General features: G+C 68.5%; 13 protein-coding genes. 3 read left to right on the top strand and 10 right to left on the bottom strand.

Features of this window, described 5'->3' with window-relative positions; genetic code table 11:
- Nucleotides 1-28: 28 nt before the first annotated feature.
- Nucleotides 29-466: an NfeD family protein gene (locus tag G6N51_RS01275; RefSeq protein WP_083173827.1), complete on the bottom strand. Its 438-nt coding sequence runs from the start codon at nt 464-466 to the stop codon at nt 29-31.
- A gap of 57 nt (nt 467-523) precedes the next feature.
- Between G6N51_RS01275 and G6N51_RS01270 the strand changes: the two genes are divergently transcribed.
- Nucleotides 524-1,450, top strand: coding sequence for a hypothetical protein (locus G6N51_RS01270; protein WP_083173826.1), 927 nt, complete (start codon nt 524-526; stop codon nt 1,448-1,450).
- 4 nt (nt 1,451-1,454) lie between these two features.
- Here the strand turns inward: G6N51_RS01270 and G6N51_RS01265 are convergent, their stop codons facing one another.
- From G6N51_RS01265 to fabG1, 3 genes are read right to left on the bottom strand one after another with little or no spacing between them, the layout of a single operon-like run.
- Nucleotides 1,455-2,468 carry a ferrochelatase gene (locus G6N51_RS01265; RefSeq protein ID WP_083173825.1) on the bottom strand — a complete coding sequence of 338 codons (1,014 nt, stop codon included), beginning with the start codon at nt 2,466-2,468 and terminating at the stop codon, nt 1,455-1,457.
- Nucleotides 2,469-2,491: 23 nt separating this feature from the next.
- Nucleotides 2,492-3,301, bottom strand: coding sequence for an NADH-dependent enoyl-ACP reductase InhA (gene inhA, locus G6N51_RS01260; protein WP_083173824.1), 810 nt, complete (start codon nt 3,299-3,301; stop codon nt 2,492-2,494).
- Between the two features lie 34 nt (nt 3,302-3,335).
- Nucleotides 3,336-4,103 carry a 3-oxoacyl-ACP reductase FabG1 gene (gene fabG1 / locus G6N51_RS01255; RefSeq protein WP_083173823.1) on the bottom strand — a complete coding sequence of 256 codons (768 nt, stop codon included), beginning with the start codon at nt 4,101-4,103 and terminating at the stop codon, nt 3,336-3,338.
- Nucleotides 4,104-4,243: 140 nt separating this feature from the next.
- Here fabG1 and G6N51_RS01250 point away from each other — a divergent pair, with 140 nt between their 5' ends.
- On the top strand, nt 4,244-5,083 hold the full coding sequence (locus G6N51_RS01250; protein WP_083173822.1) for a type IV toxin-antitoxin system AbiEi family antitoxin: 840 nt from the start codon (nt 4,244-4,246) through the stop codon (nt 5,081-5,083).
- An 88-nt stretch (nt 5,084-5,171) separates the two neighbouring features.
- Here the strand turns inward: G6N51_RS01250 and G6N51_RS01245 are convergent, their stop codons facing one another.
- From G6N51_RS01245 to G6N51_RS01220, 6 genes are all read right to left on the bottom strand, one after another.
- Complete coding sequence (locus G6N51_RS01245) at nt 5,172-6,179, bottom strand: VWA domain-containing protein (RefSeq protein ID WP_163750606.1); 1,008 nt, start codon at nt 6,177-6,179, stop codon at nt 5,172-5,174.
- Entirely contained in the window at nt 6,176-7,087 is a 912-nt protein-coding gene (locus tag G6N51_RS01240; RefSeq protein ID WP_276055848.1) for a DUF58 domain-containing protein, read from the bottom strand. The genes G6N51_RS01245 and G6N51_RS01240 overlap by 4 nt, the downstream gene beginning before the upstream one ends.
- 38 nt (nt 7,088-7,125) lie before the next feature.
- A complete protein-coding gene (moxR1, locus tag G6N51_RS01235) occupies nt 7,126-8,259 on the bottom strand; it encodes a chaperone MoxR1 (protein ID WP_083173819.1) in 1,134 nt (377 codons plus the stop codon).
- Nucleotides 8,260-8,411: 152 nt separating this feature from the next.
- Nucleotides 8,412-9,146: an NlpC/P60 family peptidoglycan endopeptidase RipB gene (ripB, locus tag G6N51_RS01230; RefSeq protein WP_083173818.1), complete on the bottom strand. Its 735-nt coding sequence runs from the start codon at nt 9,144-9,146 to the stop codon at nt 8,412-8,414.
- Nucleotides 9,147-9,171: 25 nt separating this feature from the next.
- Nucleotides 9,172-10,608, bottom strand: coding sequence for an NlpC/P60 family peptidoglycan endopeptidase RipA (ripA, locus tag G6N51_RS01225; RefSeq protein WP_083173817.1), 1,437 nt, complete (start codon nt 10,606-10,608; stop codon nt 9,172-9,174).
- A gap of 241 nt (nt 10,609-10,849) precedes the next feature.
- Nucleotides 10,850-11,392, bottom strand: a complete 543-nt coding sequence (locus G6N51_RS01220; protein ID WP_083173816.1) for an Rv1476 family membrane protein — start codon at nt 11,390-11,392, stop codon at nt 10,850-10,852.
- A 190-nt stretch (nt 11,393-11,582) separates the two neighbouring features.
- Between G6N51_RS01220 and G6N51_RS01215 the strand changes: the two genes are divergently transcribed.
- Nucleotides 11,583-14,402 carry an aconitate hydratase gene (locus tag G6N51_RS01215; RefSeq protein ID WP_163750604.1) on the top strand — a complete coding sequence of 940 codons (2,820 nt, stop codon included), beginning with the start codon at nt 11,583-11,585 and terminating at the stop codon, nt 14,400-14,402.
- The last annotated feature ends 4 nt before the right edge of the window (nt 14,403-14,406 follow it).

Below are 14,406 nucleotides of genomic sequence, written 5' to 3'. Positions count from 1 at the left end.
CTCTCTCTCACAGCGCTTCTCGCGGCCGTTATGGGCCGCTCTTGAAGACCACCGCCGTGGCGCCGTCGATCTGCAAGACGGTCACCGACTCCCCCGGTTCGTAGACATCCCCTTCGTTGAGCGGACGCGCCGTCCACACCTCGCCGTCGAGCTTGACCTGGCCCTTGTCGCGCGAGATCCGCTCGAGCACCAGCGCGTTCTTACCCTCCAGCGCCTCGATGCCCATCTGCGGCACGTGCGCGGGCGTCAGCTGCCGCCGCAGCGCGGGGCGCACCAGCGCCAGCAGCAGGATCGAGACGATCAGGAACACCGTCCCGTCCGCCCAGCCGGGCCAGTTCGTCAGCCAGCTGGTGATCGCCGCCGCCAGCGCCCCGCCGCCGAGCATCACCAAAAACATATGGCCGGTGAGCGCCTCGGCACCGGCGAGCACCAGCGCGAATATTAGCCAAAGCACCGCGGCGTGCATGCGGCCAGAATACGCGTGATCAGCCTTTGCCGGGCAAAACAACTACACTGCGGAATCGTGTGGTGTCCCAGTGTCTCGCTGTCCGTGTGGGCCAACGCCTGGCTCGCGGGCAAGGCCGCGCCCGACGACGTCCTGGACGCGTTATCGGTATGGGCGCCAAAGCAATCGGTCACCGCGTATGATGCGGTCGCCGCCGGGCATACCGGGCTGCCGTGGCCCGACGTGCACGACGCCGGGTCGGTGACGCTGCTGCAGACGCTGCGCGCCGCGGTTGGCCGGTCGACGCCCGCACCGGGCGGGCCCGACCCGTTGCGCGGGACGATCAATGTGCTTTTGCCGGTGCCCGGCGACGTGCGCGGGCTCGCCCCGGGCACGCAGTTCGAGCGTGACGCCCTGGCCGCGGGCGAGGCGATCATCATCGCCAACCCATACGATCCCGCCGCCGCGGTCGGGCTGGTGCCCGAGTTTTCCTACGACGACGAGCCGGCCGACTTCCCCGAGGCCTGCGCGCTGTCCTGGACGGTGTACTCGCTGCCGGGCGCGCCGGTGCTCGACCACCACGAGCTCGGCGATGCCGAATACACCCTGCGCTCGGCCGTGCGGTCGGCAGCGGACGCGCTCGGGGCCATCGGACTGGGATCGGCCACGGCCGACATCGACGATCCGCGGGGACTCGTCGAGCAGCTGCTGGAATCCGCACGGCAGCACCGCGTTCCCGACCATGCGCCGACCCGGGCGCTGCGGGTGCTGGAGAACGCCGCGCACGTCGACGCGATCATCGCGGTCAGCGCGGGGCTCAGCCGGTCACCGGACTCGCCGGAGCGTTTCACCGCGCCCGTCGTCGCCGGCCTGGAGCCGTTCGGAACGCGATCCTCTTCCGAGGCGCGCATCGCCAGCGACGCGTTGCGGCCGCTGACCGCCGTCGTGCGTTCGGCGCGGATGGCCGCCGTCACCGCGATCCTGCACTCGGCGTGGGTGGATTAGTCGCTCAGTCGCCCGGATCTTCCCGCACGCAGTGCGGCGGGCGGCAGGCAGCGCCGTCGACGCCGGCGAGACAACCGGGCACCGGGTCCGGGCCGGCCACCCGGGCCGGCTCTCGGCCCGTGCGCAGTTCGTCGATCAGGTCGGCGGCCAGCCGGGCGAATCGCCGATCGGCGTTGGGCGTGGCGGCCCGCGCGAACGCCAGCCCGGCCGCCTCGGCCTGGGATCGCACCTCCTCGTCGAGATCCCACACCACCTCGATGTGGTCGGCGACGAACCCGATCGGGCAGACAATGACGGCCTCGGTGCCCGCGGCGGCCAGTGCGGTGAGATGGTCCTCGACGCTGGGCTCCAGCCACGGCACCTGCGGCGGGCCCGAACGCGACTGCCAGACCAGATCGTAGTCGGCGTAGCCCGCCGCACCCGCGACAAGCCTTGTGGCGTAAGCGACTTGGCGGCTGTACAGCCTCGGGCCGAGGCGCTGGTCGGCGGCCACCGGAACGGAATGCGCGGTGAACACCAGCCGTGCGCCGGCGGGCACGCTCTCGGCCGCGGCCGTGACCGAGCCGGCGAACATCTCGACGAAGAGCGGATGGTCGAAATACGGCCGCAGCTTCACCAGCTCCGGCGCGTCCGGCCCGGCGGCGCGGCGCGCCCTGGCGATGTCTTCGGCATACTGCGTGCAGCCCGAATAACCGCTCCACGCCGACGTGGTGAACACCGCGGCGCGGCGAACTCCCCTGTCGCGCATGGCCTTTACCGTGTCTTCGACGTAAGGGTCCCAGTTGCGGTTGCCGAAGTAGACCGGCAGGTCCTGTACCGCCTCGAGCTCGGCGATCAGGGCGCGGTTGATGCCGTTGATCGGGGACACCCCGCCGAAATGCAGGTAGTGCCGGGCGACGTCGTCCAGGCGTTCGGGCGGGACGTTGCGCCCCCGCGTGACGTTTTCCAGAAACGGCCGCACCTGATCGGGCCCCTCCGGCCCACCGAAGGACAGGAGCAGGACGGCGTCGAATTCCATTAGGGGTTAGCGCAATTCCGCTTCTAGAGCAATTGCGTACTGGCGCCACCATCGGCGAAGATGATGGTGCCGGTGGTGGCCGGCAGCCAGTCCGAGAGCACGGCGCACACGGTCTTGGCGACCGGCGTGGGGTCCTTCATGTTCCAGCCGATCGGCGCGCGCTGGTCCCAGCCCTCTTCGAGCAGTTGCATCTGGGCACCGGCCTCCTCGCCGAGCGCGCCGCCGACGATCGCCGACATCGCCAGCGTCCGGATGGGCCCGGCGGCAACGAGATTCGAGCGCACCCCGAACTTGCCGGCCTCGCGGGCCACGAACCGGTTGACCGATTCCAGCGCGCTCTTGGCCACCGTCATCCAGTTGTAGGCCGGCATGGCCCGGCTGGGGTCGAAGTCCATGCCGACGATGGACCCGCCGGGATTCATGATCGGCAGCAGCGCCTTGGCCAGCGAGGCGTACGAATACGCGGAGATGTGGATGCCCTTGGAGACGTCCTCGTAGGGGGCGTCGAAGAACGGGTTGATGCCCATCCCGGTCTGCGGCATGAAGCCGATCGAGTGCACGACGCCGTCCAGCTTGTTGCCCTCGCCGATCTCGGCGGAGACCCGATCGGCCAGGGTGTTCAGGTGCTCCTCGTTCTGCACGTCGAGCTCGATCAGCGGGGCCTTCTCCGGTAGCCGGTCGGCGATGCGCTGGATCAGCCGCAGCCGGTCGAACCCCGTCAGCACCAGCTGGGCGCCCGCTTCCTGGGCCACCTTGGCGATGTGAAACGCGATCGACGAGTCGGTGATGATCCCCGAGACCAGAATCCGTTTGCCGTCGAGCAGTCCTGCCATGTCCGTCCTTAATGTCCTTGTGTCGTAGATGAATTCAGTGGCCCATGCCCATGCCGCCGTCGACCGGGATGACCGCGCCGGCGATGTAGCTCGCATCCTCGGACGCCAGGAAGCTGACCGCCCCGGCGACCTCCTCGGCGGTGCCGACCCGCTTGGCCGGGATGAATTCCAGCGCACCCGCCTGGATCCGCTCGTCCAGCGCGCGGGTCATCTCGGTGTCGATGTAACCGGGGGCGACCACGTTGGCGGTCACCCCGGCCTTGGACAGCTCGCGGGAGATCGAGCGCGCCATGCCGATCAGGCCGGCCTTGGCGGCCGCATAGTTGGCCTGGTTGCCGATCCCCCACATGCCGGACACCGACCCGATGAAGATGATCCGGCCGAACCGCTTGCGCTGCATGCTGCGCGACGCCCGCTGCGCCACCCGGAATGCCCCGGTGAGGTTGGCGTTGATGACCTCCTCGAAGCGTTCCTCGGTCATCCGGATCAGGAAGGCGTCCTTGGAGATGCCGGCGTTGGACACCAGCACCTCCACCGGACCCTGGTGCTCCTCGACCTCCTTGAACGCGCGGTCGACGGCCTCGTTGTCGGTGACGTCACACACAACCCCGAACAGCCCCTCGGGCGCCCCGGATCCGCGGTGGGTGACGGCGACCTTGTGGCCGTCGGCGGCCAGCCGCTGCGCGATCGCCAGACCGATCCCCCGGTTTCCGCCCGTCACCAGGACCGAACGCGATACGAATGCGGGTTTGCCGCCGTCGGCGGCACTTTCGGTGGTGTTCTCGGTGGCCGTGTCAGTCACCCCGTCAACCTATCGCCTCAGGTTGCTCGCCCCGTAACCGGCTGGCCACGCACGTAACGCCATGGCGAAATATCGAGCGGAATCCCGCCATGGCGTTACAGCCGCGCGCGCATGTCGGTGGGGCTTCGCAGACTCTCGTCATGACGTACCCGTTCGTGGGCAGCGAAGCCCGGGCCGCGCAGCTGGTGACCCGCCACGAGCTGCGAGCTCGTTACGTTGCGCTGCATCGTGACGTATACGTGCCAAGAGATACCGAGCTGACGGCTGTGCTGCGCGCCAAAGCGTCCTGGCTGCGATCACGCCGACGCGGCATCCTCGCCGGCTTCTCCGCCTCCGCGCTGCATGGTGCTCGGTGGATCGACCCGGCGCGGCCGGCCGAGATCATGGACACCAACCGTCGCGAAACTGAAGGAGTGCGCGTCTGGGAGGAACGCATCGAGTCCGACGAGATCACCATCGTCGACGGCATGCGGGTCACCACACCTGCTCGAACGGCACTCGACCTGGCGAGACGCCACCCCAGGGGCACGGCGGTCGCCGCCATCGATGCCCTTGCCCAGGCAATCGAAGTGAAGATGGCCGACGTCGAGTTGCTCGTCGACCGCTACCGCGGCCGGCATGGCATGAAGGCGGCGAAAGCGTCTCTCGAGCTGATTGACGGTGGGGCCCAGTCCCCAAAGGAAACGTGGCTGCGCCTTCTGTTGCTGCAGGCCGGCTTTCCCCGGCCGCAGACCCAGATCGCCGTGCGCAACGAATGGGGTTGGGCCGAGGCTTATTTGGATATGGGCTGGGAGGACATAATGGTCGCCGTCGAGTACGACGGCGACCAACATCGAACCAGTCGCTATCAATACGTGAAGGACATCCGCCGGCTCGAGATGCTTGAACGTTACGGGTGGATCGTGGTCCGGGTCATCGCAGAAGACCATCCCGACGACATCATCCGCCGGGTTGCCCAGGCGCGAGCGCGCCGCATGTAACGCCAGGGCGACAAATCGGCCGAATTCCCGCCCTGGCGTTACGCCGGCGGGCCGGGCGGGATCAAACGGGCAGGCGGGCCAAGCGGGGCTAGGTCGGCAGGCGGCGGTTGATGAGCAGCGCCGCCAGCGCCGCCAGCGCCAGCACCAGCGCACCCAACCGCACCCAGCCCACGCTGGCATCGCCCTTGATCGTCTCGTAGCCGATCTGCTGCTGCAGCGTCGCGTAGACGGCCTTCAGCTCGGCCAGGCTCGCGGCGTTGTACCACGACCCGCCCGAGAGTTCGGCGACCTTCTTCATCGTCGAGTCGTCGACGGGCACCGGCTGGCGCTGGTCGTTGATCTCGACGAAGCCGTACGGGGTGCCGAACGAGATCGTCGAGATCGGCACGCCCTGGTCCTTGGCGGTGCGCGCGGCGGTGAAGGCGCCCTTGGGATTGTCCGGGTTGGTCGGCATCGTCTCCTTGCCGTCGGAGAACAACACGATGCGCGCGGGCGGCGGCGTATCGCCGCCGCCGATCACCGCGCCGACCGTGGCGATGGCCTGCAGCGCGGTGAAGATGCCCTCCCCGGTGGCCGTGCGGTCGGCGAACTGCAGCTTGTCCAGGGCGTTTTTGGTGGCGTCGCGGTTGGTCGTCGGCTGCACCAGCACCGTCGCGGTGCCCGCGTACTCGATCAGCCCGAGGTTGATGCCGGGCGTCAGCTCGTCGGCGAACGCCTTGGCCGCCTCCTGGGCGGCCGCCATCCGGTTCGGCTGCACGTCGGTGGCCCGCATCGACTGCGACACGTCGATCACCAGCATCACCACCGCGCGGTTGCGTGGAATTCGCACGTCGTGCGTCGGCCCGGCCATCGCGATGGTGAACAGCACCAGGGAGGCCACCAGCAGGATCGCCGGCACATGCCGCCACCTGGGCGGACGCTCGGGGGCGACGCTCTCCAGCAGCTCCATGTTGGCGAACCGCAGCATGCGGCGCTGGCGCGCCAACTGCATGACGATGTAGAGCGCGGCCAGCCCGAAGACGACGAGCAGGAACAGGAAGAACCACGAATGTTCGAAGCCCGACAACGACATCGGGCCGAGGAGCGGCAATGTCACTGCCGCCCCGCCAATGCACCGCGTCGGCGGGACTCGACGAAGCGGACGATGTCGGCGATCCAATCCCGGTCGGTGCGCAAGGTCAGAACCGGGGCCCCGCAGCTGCGGATGGTGCGCGCCACCTCGGCGCGGTGCGCCGCGGCGGCCTTGGCGAAATCGTCACGCAGCTGGGCGTCGATGGTGAATTCGCGGGTGACCCCGGACTCGGCGTCCTGCAGCACGACGTCACCGATGTCGGGCAGTTCGACGTCGCGGGGGTCGAGCACCTCGATGGCGAGCACCTCGTGGCGGGCCGCGATCGCGCGCAGCGGGCGCATCCAGTTGATCGGACCCAGGAAGTCGCTGATGATCACCGCCATGCCGCGCCGGCGTTCCGGCCGGCGCAACGCGTCGATGGCCGTCGCCAGATCACCGCGCACCCCGACCGGCGCCCTGGGCGTGGTGGCGATGGTGCGCAGCAGCGTCTGCTCGTGCTGACGCCCGGAACGCGCCGGGACCCGCGTCATCGTCTGCCCGTTGGCGATCAGCGCGCCGAGCCGGTTGCCACCGCCGCTGTTGAGGAACGTGATCGCGGCCGCGGCCGCCACCGCCAGGTCCCGCTTCTCGCACCCGACGGTGCCGAAGTCCAGGCTGGCCGACATGTCGACCACCAGCCAGGTTTCCAGCTCGCGGTCGGCGATCATCTGCCGGACGTGCGGGTGCATGGTGCGCGCGGTGACGGCCCAGTCCATCCGCCGGACGTCATCGCCGGGCTGGTACTCGCGCGACTCCCCCGGCTCCGAACCCGGTCCCGGGATCAGGCCGAGGTGGTCGCCGTGCAGGACTCCGTCGAGCTTGCGCTTGACCGTCAGCTCGAGCTGCCGCAGCGCCGCCGCCAGCTTCGGGTCGACGATCTGCCCGCGCTGCATCGATGGCGGATGTGACACCGCCGGCCCGCTGGGATCCGTCACCGACCGCTGGCCGCGCCGGCGGCCTGCATCACCGGGGGCACCGACTGCCCTTGCTGCGGAACGGCGTTCACCTGTGGCAGGGCGACGGTCTGCAGGATCCGGTTGATGACGATCTCCGGCGAGATCTCGTCGGCGAGCGCGTCATAGGTGAGCACCAACCGGTGCCGCAGCACGTCGGGAATGACGTCGACGACGTCTTGCGGGATCACGTAGTCGCGGCCACGCACCAGCGCCAGCGACCGGGACGCCGCGATGATGCCCAGCGAGGCACGCGGGGACGCACCGAACGAGATCCACGTCTTGACGTCGTTCATCCCGAGCTGCTCGGGATAACGGGTGGCCATGACGACGCGCACCACGTAGTCGACCAGCGCGTGGTGGACGAAGCCGTTGGCCGCGATGTCCTGCAGCCGCAGCAGATCGCCGGTATTCAGGATCTGCTTGGGCTGCGGCGGCTTCACGCCCATCCGGTAGATGATCTCCCGCTCCTCCTCCGGCGACGGGTAACCGACGTTGATCTTGAACAGGAAGCGGTCGCGCTGGGCCTCGGGCAGCGGGTACACGCCCTCGTGCTCGATCGGGTTCTGCGTGGCCATCACCAGGAACGGGTTGGGCAGATCGAAGGTCTTGCCGCCGATCGACACGTGGCGTTCCTGCATGACCTCCAGCAGCGCCGACTGCACCTTGGCGGGCGCGCGGTTGATCTCGTCGGCGAGCAGGAAGTTCACCACCACCGGGCCGAGCTCGGTGTCGAACTCCTCCTTGCCCTGCCGGTAGATCCGGGTACCGATGATGTCGGTGGGGACCAGGTCGGGCGTGAACTGGATGCGGGCGAACGTGCCGCCCACGACCTTGGCGAAGGTCTCGACGGCCAGCGTCTTGGCCACGCCGGGAACGCCCTCGAGCAGCACGTGCCCCTTGGAGAGCAGGCCGACCAGCATGCGCTCGACGAGCTGGTCCTGCCCGACGATGATCCGCTTGACCTCGAAGATGGCCCGCTCGAGGGTGTGGACCTCGGCGGCGAGGCCGTTGCCGCCGCCCGACGGCGCGTCTTGGGCCGGCGGGCCGGACTGCCCACCCGGGCCCGAGTAACCGCTGGCGCCCGGGGGCGGCCCACCTGCTGCTGTCATCAATAACCCTCCACAGCTCAATCGGACACGACTGCTTGCACCACCACTGCCGTGGGGCCGCGACGTGCCCGCGTCCAACTATTCCAGGCCCGCCGGATTCCGTCGACGCTGGTGGTTCGCCCCCGGCAACCGGTAGGGCGAACCGCACCGGATCAGTACTCGATGATCCTAGTCAGGAACGGCGTCATGCCGGGCTTGCGAACCGGGCTGACGGTCACCTTGCCGGCGAGGCTGGACGCCTCCAGCATCTGGCCGTTGCCCAGGTACATGGTGACGTGCTGGCCGCCGTTCGGGCCGTAGAAGATGAGGTCGCCGCGCCTGGCCTGGTCCGGTGGGATGTGCCGGCCGGCGTTGTACTGGTCGCCGGAGAACCGCGGGATCAGCACGCCCACCCCGGCGAAGCCGTAGCGCATCAACCCCGAGCAGTCGAAGCCGGTGATGTTGGCGCCGTCGCCGACGCCCTTGCTCGGACCGTCCAGCGAGCCGCCGCCCCAGGAGTACGGGACGCCCATCTGCGATCCCATCCGCTTGATCACGTACTCGATCGCCTGCCGGCCGTAGACGCGCGGGATCTTGCCGCCGGGGTTGGTGGGGGCGGCCGCGGTGGGTGCGTCGTTGCCGCCGATGTTGATGCCGAGCCCGCCCAGGAACTGCCGGCCGAGGTTGAACGTGGTCTGGGTGGCCTGCGCGGTGGCCTGCAACGAGGCGTTGGCGACCGCGAGCGGGTCACCGGGGGCGCCGGCGCTGATGGTCGCGGGCAGGGTCGGGTCCCAGATGCCGGGGTCGGCCGTGGCCACCGGGGCCGGACCGGCCACCGAAAGCATCAGCCCGGCCACCACGGTGGTGATCCAGGCGAAGTTGACCAGACGAATCCGCTTGCGGTGCATGGTTTTCCGTTCACTTCTCATTCGTTCACCACTCGATGTAGCGGACCACGTAGGGCGTCATACCGCTGGTGCGCACCGGCGCAACGCGGACCTTCAGACCGATGTCGGGGGCCTCGAGCATCTGGCCGTTGCCCAGGTAGATCGTCACGTGCTGGCTGCCGCCGGGTCCGTAGAAGATGACGTCGCCCCGGCGCATCTGCGAGGACGGGATCTTGCGGCCGAGGTTGTACTGCGAACCCGAGTAGTGCGGCAGCTTGATGCCCACCCCGGCGAACGAGTACAGCACCAGGCCCGAACAGTCGAAGCCGGTGATGCCGGCCCCGGAGTCGATGCCCTTGCTCGGCCCGGCCGCGTTGCCGCCACCCCAGGAATACGGCACGCCGATCTGCGACAGCCCGCGCCGGATCACGTATTCGCTGGCCTGCCGCCCGTACACCCGCGGGATCCGCCCCGCCGTCGCGCCGGGGGACGCGTTGGTGATGCCGGTGTCGTCGGGCTTGAGGATGCCGAGCTGCTGCAGGAAGTTGCGGCCCAGGCCGGCGGTGACCTGCGTGGAGGTCGCCGAGATGCCCAGCACCTGGTTGATCACCGCGATCGGGTCACCCGGGACGTTGGCGCTGGGGATCATCGGCAGGGTGGGGTCCCAGGCGCCGTCCCACCGGCGGGCCCCGGCCTGCGGCGCCGGCGCGCCCGGCGAGCCGGTCTCCCATCGGTCACCCGACGCAGGGGCGGCGGGCCCACCCTGGCCGAGCGACCATTGCCGTTTGGCCGCTTCGAGTTTCGCCTGAGCCTCGTCGCGTTCGGCGGCCAGGCGGGTGACCTGTTCGCGTTGTTCGTCGAACTTGCGCTTCGAGTCGGTCAGCGCCGCCACCGCGGCGTCCTGGCTGCCCTTGGCGTCGGCCGCGGCCTTGTCGGCCTTCTGCTTGGCCAGCCGCGCCGCCGATTCCCTGTTCACCTGTTCGGTGCGCGCCCGCTGCAGCTTGGCCATCACCGTCTGCGAGCTTGCGGACAGCGTCTGGGCGGCGGCCTCGGTGGCGATGATGTCGTCGGGGCTGCTGGCCGTGAGGTAACTGCTCGACGGGCCATTCATATAGGTGGCCGCCGCGAACGTGTCGAAGCGCTGCTGTGCCGTCGCGATCGCGGCGTTGGCGTCCCTGACCGCCCGCTGGCTCGCCTCCAGGTCGCGCTGGGCCGCGGCGGCGTCGTCCCGGGCGGTCTCGACGTCGACCAGCGCCTTGTTGACGCTCTCCTGTTCGGTCTGGATTTCGGCGCTGAGATTTTCCAGCCGTTGGTTGGCGTTGGCGACGTTGGCGATCAAGCCGGCCAAGCTGTCCGCCGCCGGATCACCGTGGGCGAGCCCAGGCGTACAAAGCAGCAGAGCCACGCTCACCACCGACGGCACGACCGGCCGGACCAGCCTCGCGACCGGCCTCGCAGCGGAGCCCCGGCGTGTGCGTGTCATTCGACTCAGGTCTCCTACGGCTCAACGTGACGGGCGGCGCCGGCCACGAAGTTCACTAAGGGCGCCAAAGGCAACAGCAGCATCATTTGCACCGTACGTCACACTTTTGGGCGCGCAAACGCTCCACCGAAATCGCACTCTCTACGTGCGTTTAATGTGACCGAACGGTGACCTAGCGTGTTTGCCGCGAATCCGCGCCGGGGCCCGCCGCCAAGGGCGCGGGCGGACCGGATGCGGGTGGCTAGGCCGTATTGGTGGGCGTCACGTCCTGCGCTCCCGCCGAATCCGTGGGAGTTGCTAGCCGCCTGCTGCGCAGCTGCAGGAATCGGGTCCCGACGGCGGCCGCCAGCACCGCGAGCAACAGGAAGATGGTCAGGCCCGTCCAGGGAAATTCCGGAGAGTCCAGCTCGTTGAGGAAGTGCTGTGCCGAGACCACGGGATTGCCCGTCTTGGCGATGTCCTCACCCGCCTCCAGCGTGACGCGCGGGAACTGCGTGCTGTAGCTCCCGACGTAGCTCGGGCTCAGCGTCAGGACGGTGGCGTCGTGGTAGTCGGCGCCGACCACCGTGGAGATGTCGCGCAGCGGGGTGTCGTTGGGAGGGTTGTGGTCGAGCAGCACGATCTTGAGGTTGATGCCATGGGCGTGGGCTTCGTCGACGATGTGCAGCAGGCCCGGCATGTCCGCCGCCGGCGCGCTGACGCCCGTGGCCGCGACCTGAGCCTTGACCGCGGTCATGTCGACGTCTTGGGGAATGTAGACGGGTAGGACCGGGTGCAAGGTCATGATGTCCCTCCTGCCGTAGCGCTACAGGCACCGTACGCGACTTCGTTCTCGGGGGTTTAAACCGTCGACCTACGCGACAAGACTGGGACTACGGGCGCCCCGCCGTAATGCAGGACAAGCGTACTGTTAAAGTAGCACCGCACCGCCGGCACGGCCCGTCGGCGGGAGAACTTAATCCTCGGGAGTTGAAGTGACTAAAGAAGATTCTGTGAACTCGTTCGGAGCACGCGACACCCTGAAGGTCGGCGACAAGAGCTATCAGATCTACCGTCTCGACGCCGTTCCCAACACCGAGAAACTCCCCTACAGCCTCAAGGTCCTGGCCGAGAACCTGCTGCGCAACGAGGACGGCAGCAACATCGCCAAAGACCACATCGAGGCCATCGCGAACTGGGATCCCAAGGCGGAGCCCAGCATTGAGATCCAGTACACGCCCGCCCGGGTCGTGATGCAGGACTTCACCGGGGTGCCGTGCATCGTCGACCTGGCCACCATGCGCGAGGCCATCGGCGACCTCGGCGGCAAGGCGGAAAAGGTCAACCCGCTGGCGCCGGCCGACCTGGTGATCGACCACTCGGTGATCGCCGACCTGTTCGGTACCGCCGACGCCTTCGAGCGCAACGTCGAGATCGAGTATCAGCGCAACGGGGAGCGCTACCAGTTCTTGCGCTGGGGCCAGGGCGCTTTCCGCGACTTCAAGGTGGTGCCGCCGGGCACCGGCATCGTGCACCAGGTCAACATCGAGTACCTCGCCCGCGTGGTGGTGGAACGCGACGGGGTCGCCTACCCGGACACCTGCGTGGGCACCGACTCGCACACCACCATGGTCAACGGGCTGGGCGTGCTGGGCTGGGGCGTCGGCGGCATCGAGGCCGAGGCCGCGATGCTCGGCCAGCCGGTGTCGATGCTGATCCCGCGGGTCGTCGGGTTCAAGCTGACCGGGGAGATCCAGCCGGGCGTGACCGCGACCGACGTGGTGCTGACCGTCACCGAGATGCTGCGCAAACACGGCGTGGTCGGCAAGTTCGTCGAGTTCTACGGCGAGGGCGTGGCCGAGGTGCCGCTGGCCAACCGCGCCACCCTGGGCAACATGAGCCCCGAATTCGGTTCCACCGCAGCGATTTTCCCGATCGACGAGGAGACCATCTCCTACCTGCGGTTCACCGGCCGCGACGAAGAGCAGCTGGCTCTGGTTGAGGCCTACGCCAAGGAACAGGGCATGTGGCACGACCCCAAGCACGAGCCTGCCTTCTCGGAATACCTCGAACTCAACCTGTCCGACGTGGTGCCGTCGATCGCCGGGCCGAAGCGCCCGCAGGACCGGATCGCGTTGTCGGACGCCAAGTCCACCTTCCGCGCGCAGATCGGCGACTACGTCGGCGACGACCCCGACAAGAGGGAGTACTCCAAGCTCGACGAGGCGGTCGACGAGTCCTTCCCGGCCAGCGACCCCGGGGCGCTGGAGAACGGTCACGCCGACGACGCCCCGAAGTTCGAATCGGCTGCGGCGCACGCCAAGGGCCGGGTGAGCAACCCGGTGCGGGTGCGCTCCGACGACCGCGGCGAGTTCGAGATCGACCACGGCGCGGTGGTGATCGCGGCCATCACGTCGTGCACCAACACGTCCAATCCCGAGGTGATGCTGGGTGCGGCGCTGCTGGCGCGCAACGCCGTCGAGAAGGGGCTGGCCTCCAAGCCGTGGGTGAAGACCTCGATGGCGCCGGGCTCGCAGGTGGTCAGCGACTACTACGACAAGGCCGGGCTGTGGCCGTATTTGGAGAAGCTCGGCTTCTACCTCGTCGGCTACGGCTGCACCACGTGCATCGGCAACTCCGGCCCGCTGCCCGACGAGATCTCGAAGGCGATCAACGACAACGACCTGTCGGTGGCCGCCGTGCTGTCCGGTAACCGCAACTTCGAGGGCCGGATCAACCCCGACGTGAAGATGAACTACCTGGCGTCGCCCCCGCTGGTGGTGGCCTACGCGTTGGCGGGGACCATGGACTTCGACTTCGAAGACCAGCCGCTGGGCACCGACAAGGACGGCAAAGACGTTTATCTCAAGGACATCTGGCCGTCGCAGAAGGACGTCTCGGACACCATCGCCTCGGCGATCAGCCAGGAGATGTTCACCAAGAACTACGCCGACGTGTTCAAGGGTGACGAGCGGTGGCGCAACCTGCCCACCCCGAGCGGTGACACCTTCGAGTGGGACCAGGATTCGACGTACGTGCGCAAGCCCCCGTACTTCGAGGGGATGTCGGCCGAGCCCGAGCCGGTCAAAGACATCGAAGGCGCCCGGGTGCTGGCGCTGCTGGGCGACTCGGTGACCACCGACCACATCTCCCCCGCCGGCGCCATCAAGCCGGGCACCCCGGCGGCGCAGTACCTCGACGAGCACGGCGTGGACCGCAAGGACTACAACTCCTTCGGCTCGCGGCGCGGCAACCACGAGGTGATGATCCGCGGCACGTTCGCCAACATCAGGCTGCGCAACCAGTTGCTCGACGACGTCTCCGGCGGCTACACCCGCGACTTCACCCAGGACGGCGCTCCGCAGGCGTTCATCTACGACGCCGCGCAAAACTATGCGGCGCAGAACATTCCGCTGGTGGTGCTGGGCGGCAAGGAATACGGGTCCGGCTCCTCACGCGACTGGGCGGCCAAGGGCACGCTGCTGCTTGGCGTCCGGGCGGTGATCGCCGAGTCGTTCGAGCGCATCCACCGCTCCAACCTGATCGGCATGGGCGTCATCCCGCTGCAGTTCCCCGAGGGCAAGTCCGCCAAGGAATTGGGGCTCGACGGGACCGAGGTGTTCGACATCACCGGCATCGAGGCGCTCAACGACGGCAAGACGCCCAAGACGGTGCGGGTGAAGGCCGTCAAGGACGGTGGCGATCCGATCGAGTTCGACGCGGTGGTGCGCATCGACACCCCGGGAGAGGCCGACTACTACCGCAACGGCGGCATCCTGCAGTACGTGCTGCGCAACATGCTCAGAGCTGACTGATCCG

Source organism: Mycobacterium paraseoulense (assembly GCF_010731655.1).
Lineage (GTDB): Bacteria > Actinomycetota > Actinomycetes > Mycobacteriales > Mycobacteriaceae > Mycobacterium > Mycobacterium paraseoulense.
This window is presented reverse-complemented; position numbering and strand designations above follow the sequence as displayed.